General features: G+C 26.6%; 8 protein-coding genes. 7 read left to right on the top strand and 1 reads right to left on the bottom strand.

Features of this window, described 5'->3' with window-relative positions:
- Positions 1 to 284: 284 nt before the first annotated feature.
- Positions 285 to 1,436 (bottom strand): YitT family protein, encoded by a 1,152-nt coding sequence (locus EXC37_RS01515; protein WP_029892135.1) that lies wholly within the window; start codon positions 1,434 to 1,436, stop codon positions 285 to 287.
- A gap of 267 nt (positions 1,437 to 1,703) precedes the next feature.
- Between EXC37_RS01515 and EXC37_RS01520 the strand changes: the two genes are divergently transcribed.
- The 7 genes from EXC37_RS01520 to EXC37_RS01550 all read left to right on the top strand — a co-directional run bounded on the left by EXC37_RS01520 (position 1,704) and on the right by EXC37_RS01550 (position 12,024).
- Positions 1,704 to 3,116, top strand: coding sequence for an AEC family transporter (locus EXC37_RS01520; protein ID WP_029892136.1), 1,413 nt, complete (start codon positions 1,704 to 1,706; stop codon positions 3,114 to 3,116).
- A 96-nt stretch (positions 3,117 to 3,212) separates the two neighbouring features.
- Positions 3,213 to 4,184, top strand: coding sequence for a lactate/malate family dehydrogenase (locus tag EXC37_RS01525; RefSeq protein ID WP_029892137.1), 972 nt, complete (start codon positions 3,213 to 3,215; stop codon positions 4,182 to 4,184).
- 171 nt (positions 4,185 to 4,355) lie between these two features.
- Positions 4,356 to 6,377: a S8 family serine peptidase gene (locus EXC37_RS01530; protein WP_029892138.1), complete on the top strand. Its 2,022-nt coding sequence runs from the start codon at positions 4,356 to 4,358 to the stop codon at positions 6,375 to 6,377.
- A 185-nt stretch (positions 6,378 to 6,562) separates the two neighbouring features.
- Positions 6,563 to 6,826 carry a DUF2188 domain-containing protein gene (locus EXC37_RS01535; protein WP_029892139.1) on the top strand — a complete coding sequence of 88 codons (264 nt, stop codon included), beginning with the start codon at positions 6,563 to 6,565 and terminating at the stop codon, positions 6,824 to 6,826.
- Positions 6,827 to 6,829: 3 nt separating this feature from the next.
- Positions 6,830 to 8,344 (top strand): phospholipase D-like domain-containing protein, encoded by a 1,515-nt coding sequence (locus tag EXC37_RS01540; RefSeq protein ID WP_051660728.1) that lies wholly within the window; start codon positions 6,830 to 6,832, stop codon positions 8,342 to 8,344.
- Positions 8,345 to 8,423: 79 nt separating this feature from the next.
- A complete protein-coding gene (locus EXC37_RS01545) occupies positions 8,424 to 10,490 on the top strand; it encodes an endonuclease (protein WP_051660729.1) in 2,067 nt (688 codons plus the stop codon).
- An 88-nt stretch (positions 10,491 to 10,578) separates the two neighbouring features.
- Positions 10,579 to 12,024 (top strand): phosphotransferase, encoded by a 1,446-nt coding sequence (locus tag EXC37_RS01550; protein ID WP_029892142.1) that lies wholly within the window; start codon positions 10,579 to 10,581, stop codon positions 12,022 to 12,024.
- The last annotated feature ends 1 nt before the right edge of the window (position 12,025 follow it).

Raw genomic sequence — 12,025 nt, forward strand, 5'->3', positions numbered from 1 at the left:
ATCAAATACCATATTTAATTTAATATCTATAAAATTATTCTTAATTTTCAATTTCTTATTTAATCAAAAGATACTTATTTTAAATGATGAATTATTAAAATAAATCAAACAAAGATACTGTTTTTTTAATCATTTAAAAAATAAAAAGAAGCTTTATAAATTTAGAATAAAAAAAGTAAAAATTTTTTTCTCTTTATTTTTTTATGCTATAACTTTGTCATACAAATAAAAACATACTTCTTTTTTACTTATCCCAATAATTTAAAGTGCTTTTAGGCACTTTTTTATTTCTTTTTCTTTTTAAATACTCTACGGTATTGAGCATGAGTAACGTATAAATATCCATCAACTTTTTTCAAATCAGTAATTGTAATAAAAGCATTTTGATCTATATTTCTAGCTACTTCCAAAAATTTAGCAGCATCAATGTAAAGACAGATAGTTGTTAAAACATTTTGTTTTTCTTTTTTATATCCACCCGTAACTTCTCTTACACTTGTTGAAAATTTTCAATCTTTTAGCTTGTTTAGTTGATCTATAATCTCCCAAGATTTATTAGAAATAACTTCCACTTTAACCATTTTAAATTTAGGAAATAAAATGTTTAAAATTCAACCATTAAAGAAAATCATTAATAAACCAGCTACAAATGAAGGACCAAATAAAACTTGTAAATTTCATTCATGATTTTCTAAACCATTTGTTAAGTAACTACCTATAAAATAGCTAAATAAGAAAGAAAAAAGATGCAACATCATTAAAAGTCCACCAACGTCTTTATATTTTTTGTGTGATAAATAAACGCTTAAAATGTCAAAGCCACCAGATGAGCTATCAATGATTAAAAGAATGGCCACAAAAATAGCTTGTAATCCGCCTCAAAGTAAGGCATAGAAAATAATTGAAAAGTCAGATAATTTTGAACTAGTTCATTTAACTAATTCATATTCATCAAGAGTACCAAAAATATATAGATGTGAAGAGTCTTTGATTAAATCACTTATAATTAATCCACTTACCGATACTGTAATCATAAAAATAGCATTAAGTAATGTAAATCTTTTACCTATTTTTTTATAGGAAAGAATAAAAAGTGGAATGTTAGCAACTAAGTTTAACATCCAGAAAATAACATTGTAAACTTCAAATCGATATGTATAGTGTTCTAAAAGATTGTAAGCTAAACGAGCAATTGATTGACTAATAGCCGCTACTCCCATTTCATAAAGTCCAGTAATTTGAACTAACATGTATTGAAGAAGACCAAAAAGAATTGCAATAATAATTGTAAAAATTATTTGTCATTTAATAGTTTTAACTCTATAGAATGTGCCAAAACGCAGAAGCGATTGCTTAATTTTTGCTCTCTTAACTTCAACAACTTTGTCATAAATTTCTGTTAATTCTTGATTATCTCTTTTCTCATTTCTGTGCATAATGCTATTATATTAATTTTTTAATTATGAGATTTTAAAAAACTAAAATAATAAAAAGTTATTTTTTTAATCAAAAAAAGCCAAAAAATTAACTTTTTAATTTTTGTTTCTTAATTAAATCCCTTTTTAGGCTATTTAAAGCCCAAAAAGTCATCTTCTAGTATAATTATTATGGTTAAAAATATAGGATTTTGTAACCATTTTAGATACTAAATTATTGGTTCAATTAATTTAATTACAAATAGAAAATATTAAAAGGATTTTATTATGCAATTTGGTCAATTAATTAGTAATCAGGGTATGTGGGGAGCTGTTTTAGCAACATTGACCTTCGTACTTTTAGGTTTCTTTGCTACAAAGATGAAAGTCTTTAGTAAAGAAATTAATGCAAAGATTGCTAAATTTACAATTACATTCCTTCTTCCTTTCCTTACCTTATGAGCATTCATGGCTAACACAAGTAAAGCCGATGCTGCTAATATTGGTATTGTTTTAGGATTAAGTATTGGATTCTACTTGGTATTTGCAGTAATTACAACTATTGTTGTTAAATACTACCCACGTTTAATTCCAAAAATAATTACTAAAAAAGCGGAAAAACTTTATACAAAAACAGAAGAAAATGCAGGTATTTCTTTACTTAAATATAAAGAAGCATACATTAGAGACTATCAAGCTAAATTAGCTACCTCATTTTTAATGTTATCATATGGTTCATTACAATTTTTTGCTGTACCTCTTGTTCAAGGTATGCAAGGAGTTATCTTTAATTCTTTCGCAAATGCTCTTCTTCAAGTATGAAATATTCCATTTATGATTGGTGCCTTTTCATACGTATTAGTCGTTTACTCAGGACAGAAAATTACTAAAGACAAAATTAAACCTTTAGTAAAACAAGTTATGAGTCCTACAATGATTCTTCTATTCTTATCATTATTCATCTGAGCATTACAATGAATTCCTGGACTAGATGTTTGATACATTAAACCAGGAGCTTATGTTGGTCAAAAAACTGTTGTAATTGATGGACAAAATACAATTCAACAACTTAGAGTTGTTGTTTCTCCTTACGCAAGTGAATGACGTCTTTCAGCTGCTGATTTTCAAGGACTTGTAAATAAAGGAAAAGATGCAACCATTGTTTTCAATGACTATACTTTCAAATTTATTGCTACTAATTACACTCAATTCTGAGGTGGATTCTTAATTCACTTAACTTCATTAGCTAGACCAATTACTACTGCTGTTAGTGTTGTATCACCATTTGCTTGAATTATTATTGGTGGTTCTTTAGCAACAGCTAGTCTTAAATCTGCTGCTAAAGATCTATCAGTTTGAGTATGAATAATTAACAAATTAGTGGTTCTTCCATTAATTGTATTCCTTATAACATTAGGCCTTGTTGCTGCTGGTGCATTCAAAGGACAAGGTGCAAACGATGAACTTATTTTACTTAATGCTAACTCAGCACCTGTATTAATTGTTCTTCTTTCAGCAACACCTCCTGCAACAGTTTGTGTTATTTACTCAGTTGCTTACAACCACAAATGAACAGCATTTACATCACAAGTTTCAGCTCTTTCAACCATTGGAGCTTTAATTGCAATGCCAATTTGAGTACTTATTTCAAAACTTTCATTTGATGCTGTATACAATGCTCTTTTTATCAAACATGCTTAAAAATTAAATAAAGGTCATTTTCTTGACCTTTTTCTATAAAAAAACTATTTAAAACATAAATTCATGAAATTAAATTAAAAAAAGAAGGATTCCATTATGAAAAAAATTATTGTTATTGGAATGGGAAATGTTGGTACAACATTTGTTAATATTGCTGTAGCACGTGGCCTACAAGCTGAATTCGTTTTTATTGATAAAAATGAAGCGCTTTGTGAAGCACACGCTCACGATTTCCAAGATATGGTAGCTTTAATGCCAAGAAACAACTCAACATTTAGACAAGGTACTTTTGCAGATGCAAAAGGAGCAGACATTGCTGTTGTTGCTGCTTCAATTTCAGTTCCTGCAGACAAATTAACAGATCGTTTAGCTTTAGCTGGTGCAAATGCTAAATTAATGAAAACATTTGGTGATGAATTAGTGAAAAATGACTTCAAAGGTGTAGTAGTTGTTGCTGCTAACCCATGTGATGTTATGGCTTCTGTTTTCCCATATGCTTCAGGAATTCCTGCTGAAAAAGTTATTTCAACAGGTACATTATTAGATTCAGCAAGATTTAAAAAATTCATTGCTGAAAAATTAAATATTAATGCCGATTCAGTTCAAGGATCAATTTTAGCAGAACACGGTGCTAGCGCAATGGCTGTTTACTCAATGCTTAAAGTTGGAGATTCAAACATTCAAGATTTAATTAATGCTGGTGTTCTTAAAAAAGAAGAGCTTGATGAAATTCTTGTTAAAACTGTTAAAGAAGGTTTCTACATTTACTCACGTAAAGGAAACACACAATTTGGTATTGGTACCTCAATTTACGAAATTACAGACGCTGTTTTAAATAACAAACGTAGTGTAATGAATGTTGGTGTTAAATTACCACAAGGTTACAAAAACGCTGGAATCTATACATCAATCCCTGTAATTGTTGGTGAAAATGGTTATGAATACTTACCAGTTAAACCTAACTTTAGTGCTGAAGAATTAGCTGCTTTTGAAAAATCAACTGCTTCATTAGCAAAAGTTCACTCAGATACTTTAGGAACAATTGGTGTTGAAAAAGACTTTCAATAATTATTAAAATCGAAAAATGGTTTTTGTGCCATTTTTCTTTTTTATTTTTTAAAAACAAAAACATGAAAATTTTCATATTTTTTTATTTTATAAAAAATTTAAACTTTAAAAGTTAAGTAACCTCGAATTAAAATTAAAGTATATAGTTAATAATATTTTGAGAGGTTTAAAATGAAATTTAAGAAAGTTTTTACATTAGGAGCATTTTTACCAGCAACATTAATTTCAGGAATTGCTGTAACTGTTTCTATAAATAAAAAAGATAATGATAATCAGAACTTGAAAGTTTTTTTCGAAGATAGAACAAATAATAGAATAATTTCAAAATCAAATAATGAACCAATGGGCTTTGAATCATCTACGAATTTAAACAATGCTTTTCGTATTGAGATCGTACCACATGAATTTGATTCAACATTAAATAATTCAATCAATCAAATAAACAGATTAAAGATTTTTAATAATCTAAAAAAATTATTTAATTCAAAAGATTTTTTCATTAAATTAGATGACTTGACAAATTTTATTTTTGTTATTCCCAAAAATGAAAATACTAAATATTCTGATCTTGTCAATAAAATAAAAATATTAAACAAAAATGAGCTAATTAAATTTATTTTTGTTAAAAAAGTTTTAATAGAAAGCAATAAATATTTTTTAAAAACATATCATGATTATCTTGCTCCAGATGGCAGAGGAGGATCTCAACCATCTTCACCTAAAAAAGCAAAAATTCCGGAAAGAGTAGTAAATACAAGATATGCGAGAAATTTTGCATCAAATAATTTTGATAAAGATGAAAGGACAAAACTTATAGAAGAATCTAGCGAACAAATTTTAAAAACTAAAAAAAGAATTAAAGTTGGGGTTTTAGAAGTTGGGACTTCAGCTAAAAAAAGATTAGATGGCTTGATTGATACGAAGAATAAATATTTATTTGATAAAGATATTTATGATATTAAAATTCATAATCGCGAAACGATAACTTCATCATTAAGATACCCAACTATTGGTGAACATTCAACAGCAGTAGCATCAATTATTGCTGGACTTGATGGAATCAATCCCAATATTGAACTTGAAGGAGTTCTTTATTATGGTAGCGATATGCAAAATGAATTAGACTATTTAATTAAAACTGCCAAAGTCAATATAATAAATATGTCATTCGGGACAGAAACAGATAAATTAGATGATCCTATATTGGTTTATCAATCAGATAGTTTGTACCTAGATACAGTTGCAAAAAATAATCCAGAAACAATTTTTGTTAAAAGCGCAGGAAACGAAGGACAAGAATCTATTAGATATTTATCAAATGATTCACTTGCCAAAAATATTTTTGTTGTTGGATCTAATAGTTCAATTGGAACGAGATCATCCTTTTCAACTTATGGAAGCAAAAATAATGAAAGAGATGTAACTCTTCTTGCGAATGGTGAAGACTATAATATTTTTTTAAAAAAATTACCAGAAAGTGGAACTAGTTATTCAACGCCTTTTATTTCTGGAATGATAGCAAATACAATGTATAAATACAATGATTATTATGACTATGGATTTAATAATATAATAGCTCTATCTGCTTTTAGTTCTTCAACTTATGATTCTTCTCTATGAAAATATTCTGGAACTCCTGATTTTACCAATGATCATAATTTGACAGAAAATGGAGCAGGAACATTTGATTTCGATAAATTAGATCAGTCATTCAAATCTCTTAAATACATTCAACTTTACGGTAAAAAAGCTACAAAAACTAGAAAAACAGCATATTTAGAAAAAAATGGACAAGAAATTTTTCTAGGAGAAGTTAGTGCCAAAAAAGATGATATTTTAAGAGGGACGTTAGCTTGAAATTATAGTTCTTATTCAAGATGAGTTCCAGAAATTGAGTATGATAATTTAACCTTGATGTATGGAGCTATTGAAGATCCATGAACAGGAGAATATACTCCAACATATGGTGGTTATGAAACAATTGGAATAAATGATTCAGATTTAAATCTAGTTTTAAAAGATAATAATGGTAATGTAGTATATTCTTCATCATCAAAAATAAATAACATTGAATTTATTAAATATAAAGCAAAAAAAGACGGAATTTTTAAATGATATTTAGTTCAAAATTCTCCATTGGATAAAAATAAAACTATGGATGTTGCTTTCACACATAGCAAAGGAAAAAATTAGAATTTGAATACTTCTAAAAATTATTGAAATCGAAAAATGGTTTAGTGCCATTTTTCTTTTATATTAGAAAGAAACTTTTAACTTCTTCTTTTTTATTTGCCAATTTCTGCTTAATTTTATTTTATAATTTTATTTATTGCAAATATTTATTATGCAAGAATAAGTAAAATAAAAGAAAGGCATTTATGGCAACAGTTAAGACAAGTGAAGTTAAAGAAGAAAAGAAAGAAGTTAAAAACTACCACGTAACACCTAAAAAGGATAGTTCAGATTGACAGGTTAAAGGTGCAGGTAATGATCGTGCAACTAAATTATTTAGTACACAAAAAGAAGCAATTGCTTATGCAAGGGAATTAGCAGAAAAAAAATTTGGAACTGTTTACATTCATGGTGAAAATGGTAGAGTTAGAGACACTTTAAAATTTGCTAATAAAAAACCTAAAAAATAATCAATGAAAAAATTAATTAATTTATTTTTCTACGGCATTCAGGCCGTTTTATTTTTTGCCGTATTAATTGGAATTTTTTATGGCGCTTATAAAGTGAACCGGAGCTACTTTATTTTCTTTGTTTTTTTAACCTATGGACTTAATGCAATTGTAACTTTAATTATTTTTAATCAAACACGAAGTGAATTGTCAAAATTATCTTGACTTTTGATCATTATTGTTTTCCCACTAGTGGGTCATGCAGCTTATTTTGCTTTTGGTAGTAAATATAAAAATAAAAGAGAAAAAAAATTAGTTAAAGATCCTACTTATCAACTTAAAACTTATCAACATTTATTTCAAACAAAAAGTTTATCAAATGATCAATTTGAACATTTGATAAACTTAAATGGTGGTGTAGCACTAGATGCCAATTATAAGTTTTATCAACACTCTGGCGACTATTTTACAGAGCTTTATGAAAATTTAAAAGAAGCCAAAAAACACATTTTTATTATTTCTTATATTATTAAACCTGGGGAAATTTTAGATGAACTTATTGAAATATTGAAAGAGAAAGCAAATCAAGGAGTGAAAATTTATTGATTAATTGATGATTTTGGTCGTACTTTAGTTAATAAACAAAAACATTTAAAAAAATTGTTAAATCACGGCAATATAGAAATTGTCTTTATCTCTAAGGTATTTTATCCTTTTATCCATAGCCAAAATTTTTATCGTAATCATCAAAAATTTTATGTTATTGACTCTGAAATAGTTTTTGCAGGTGGCTGCAATATAAGTGATGAATATGTAGGTCTTTCAAAAAAATATGCGCACTGAATTGATCTTAATTATAGGCTTATTGGTCCACAAATTAATGCTTATATTTTATTATTTTTAAGATCATGGAAACTTTGAGCAGATAAAAAAACTTCACTTGTTAATGATCCACAACACTTTTTTAACTTTAATACAGTAAATTTAGATAAATATGCTTTATCTTCATCACTTTTAGTTCACGAATCACCTGTTTATGATACGAGCCATTTAGAATACAATTTACTTGGAATGTTTGCGTTAGCTAAAAAATCTGTTCGTATTGTCACACCATATTTTTCAATTCCTTCTTCATTATTTAACATGCTCAAAATGCTACTTTTTGCAGGTATTGAAGTTGAAGTATATTTTCCAGGTTATCCTGATAAAAAAGTTTTCTGGAAAGCAAGTTTAAATATGCTCCAAAAACTTGAAAAATATGGCCTTAAATTGTATCTTTATAAAGATGGTTTCTTACACACTAAATGTGGCTTAATCGACGATAAAATAGCTTTTGTAGGCTCATCAAACACCGATATGCGTTCAATGTATGCACAATATGAAATTATGGACATAGTAAAAGGTCAAGCAGTAGAAGAAATTAAAAACATTATTGATACTTATCAAAGCAAAAGTATTTTAAATAGTGATAATCCAATTAACAATAAAACTAACTTATTTACAGACACTTTATATGAAGTAATGCGTCCTGTAGCTTAAATGTGAAAATTTTCACATTTTTTATTTAACTTTTTTAACATCCTAAGAATATATTAAATACTATATTACAATTAGATACATGAAAACAAATCAAGTGAAAAAAAGTAAAATTGGTAAAAAAATGATGTTTCTTGGTCCAATTGCATTAACATCAGTTTTAACCATGGTAGCTGCTTCTTGTCAAAAACAAGAAGAAGCTAAGCCAACTCCAGAACCAGTAGTTCCTGTAACTCCTGTTGTTCAGCCCTTAACACCAGTTGAAGATAAAAAGGAAGATACTACAGCATTAACAACAAGTGAAGGATTTGAAAATGCAACAAGTTATCTAACTTTAACAAGTGATAGTGTAATTCAAACTATTGAAACTGCAGTTTCTGAAAATGCAAAAACAGAAAGCAAAAGAAAACCATATTCTTTTGTTTATGATCGCAATAATAAACAAATAGTTGTATTTAAAGGCCCAATTAATTGAACAGATGGCGAAAAAACAGCACTATACAATGTAGATGCTTCATTTTTAGGTAATAAGCAAATTGTAAATTTAAATAAACCAACTTATCAAAAAAATGGAAGAAACAATTTAAGTTCAACAGTTGACCTAAGTATTAAAGATGGTATTTTGACTATTACTTTTAAATTAGCAACATATGATAGAAGTGGTAATCACCAAATCGATGAAATCAAATATGAAGCTAAATTTAAATTAACTAAAGATTCCCAGCAAAATAAAGAAACACCAAAAAATACTGAGGAGCCTAAAAATGTTGATGAGACTAATGATAAACCTAAATTAGTTACTAGCGAAGGTTTTAGCGATGCTTCAGAAAAGTTTACTTTAACTAATACAAGTGTTATTGATCAAATTAAAGAGGCTGTTGAAGCAAATAAAGCATCAACTGAAACTAGAAAACCATATTCTTTTGTTTATGATCGTAATAATAAACAACTGGTTTTATTCAAAGGTGCTATTAACTGAAAAACTGGAAATAGAACAGCTTTATATAACATTGATCCAAGTTTTTTAGGTTCAAAACAATTAGTTAATTTGAATAAATCGACTTATGAAAAAAATGAAAAAATAAATTTAAACGCTACTTTAGATGTTGATATTCAAGATTCAAATATTTTTATAGTAACCTTTAAATTAGCTAAATATGATAGAAGTGGTAATCATCAAATTGATGATGTTAAATATGAAGCAAAATTATTATTAGATAAATCAAATGCAAAATCTTCTTCATCAAATTCATCATCTGTGGAGCCTACTTCACCAACCAACGGTAATACCAACTATCAATCTGGTTCAATAGCATTAGATAAATATCTTTATGATGCATCAAACAATTATTATGCTTCCTTAGTTGGTAAAAGAGGTGAAGAACTTTTTAAAGCACTTCAAAGATTACAAGCAGGTAAAACAAATCAAATTCGTTCATATAATGATTTGTATAAAGTTTATAAAATAGCTTTTATTGATAAAGAATTAGAAAATGATGGAACTATTTTAGATATTTATAGTGAAAATCCTAATGGAAAAGATCCATATAATTTTTTACCTAATGAATATGAAGGTACAGGTGGTCACAATACTGGAATGCGTTTAAAAGATGGTGAAGCAGAAACATTTAACAGAGAACATATTGTGCCTCAATCATGATTTAATAAAGCAAATCCTACAAGAAATGATCCACATTTTATTTGACCAACAGATAAAATTGTAAACAATAGACGTGGAAATTTACCTCATTTTACAGTTTCTAATCCTGAATGAACTTCTTTAAATGGAACTAAAGTTGGGGGGGGCAATGCTGAACCTATTGACTTTTTTAAAGGTGATGTAGCAAGAGCTTATTTTTACTTTCAAGCAACTCACCACAATGCACTAAGTAAAGGAGGTTCACAAGTTTTTGAAAGTGCTTTTCCATATTTTAATCAAAGATATCTAAATGAATATATGAAATGAGCACATCAAGATAGTGTAGATCTAATCGAAATTCATAGAAACAATGCCATTGCACAACAATATGATAAATTTGATGGTTTAAGAAATCCATTTATTGATTATCCTGATTTAGTTGATTTAATTTGAGGATCAGGTGATAAAGTTTTCGAAAACCGGGGAATTTTGATAGGTATTAAACAATAATAAAGAAACTGCTAAAAGCAGTTTTTTATTATTCAATATTTTTATAGGCGGAAAAGTAAAAAAATAAAAGTTCTTATATAATTTAATTATGCTAGATATTCATTCATTGAACTTAGATAAAAAAATTATTGACAAGTTTCAGGAAATTAATCAAAAATTTGATGGAAATATTTTACTAAAAGAGCTTTTTTATAATGGTTTTCATAACACCACATTCTTAATTGAATTGAACAATGAACTTTATCAATTAAGAATTAATAATAATGATTTTGTAGATCATTTAGTTGAAGAAAAAATTCTAAAAAATAATCCTGATTATATTTTTTATCATCAAGGTTCATTTTTAAAAAAATGATTTGTTGGAAAAACTTTAAATGAGATTAAAGTTACTAAAAAAATTCAATTAGCAGTTCTTAAAGAATTAAAAAAATTTCAAAGCAAAACAATTTTAGATTTACCAATAATTAATTGATATACATATGGATCAATAAACAAAAAGTATGATAATTTTGTAAAAGAATTAATGAGTAAAAATTTAGTAACTACTCATGGCGATTTAAGTCCCAAAAATATTTTAATTAATGAAAAAAATCAAGTTAAATTTATTGATTTTGAGTGAGTTAGAAAAAATCATTTTGCTTTTGATTTAATTACTTTAGTGGAAAATGCATCTTTTTCATGAGAAATTATCAAAGAAGTTTTTAATATTACTGATACAGAAATTAAAAAAATTACTTATGTTAGTCAAAAATTTAGAGAATATGGGTATAAGAAAAAATATGCACATTTTGATTTTCAAAAAATGAATTTAAAAGAAATAGAAGGTGGATTATCTAATCGAAATTTTAAATTAAACAACTACTTTATTCAGTATAAAAATCAAAATAAATTTAACTTTAAAATATCTACAAACAAGTTAAATAAATTAAATTTTGTACCTTTAAATCTTTATGAAGACAAAAAAATAATTATTAGAAATTTCATTGATAAACAAGAAATTAATTTTCACAGAAAAAGTATTTTAAAACAAGTTGCGCAAAACTTAAAACAACTTCATACTGTTAAAGTAAAAACTAAACAAAGCAACATTTATAAAAGAGTAATTTTTTATGGAAATAAAAGTAACAAATGAAAAGAAATAGATATATTTTTCGGTAAAAAAAATGTAGAAAAAATTTTAAATTTTATTAAAAACATTCCCAGCGAAGTTCTTTCACATAATGATTTGAATGAAGCAAATGTTTTATTAGATTTAAATAATAAAGCGTGATTTATCGATTTTGAATATATGGGATTTAATCATCCGTATTTTGATTTAGCATATTTTTCTTCTGCAACTTTTTTAAAGTCTAATGAGGAAAAATATTTACTTGAAAAATATACTGATAAAATTGATTATCGTACGTATTATCAATATAAGTGTATTGTTAATTTTTATGGTTTAATTTGAATGCTTTATTTAAGGCCTAATGCAAAAATTTCTGATAATAAAATGAATATAAAAAACATTAAAAAATACTTAAAATATTTATAAA

The organism is Mycoplasmopsis columbina (assembly GCF_900660685.1).
GTDB lineage: Bacteria > Bacillota_I > Bacilli_A > Mycoplasmatales > Metamycoplasmataceae > Mycoplasmopsis > Mycoplasmopsis columbina.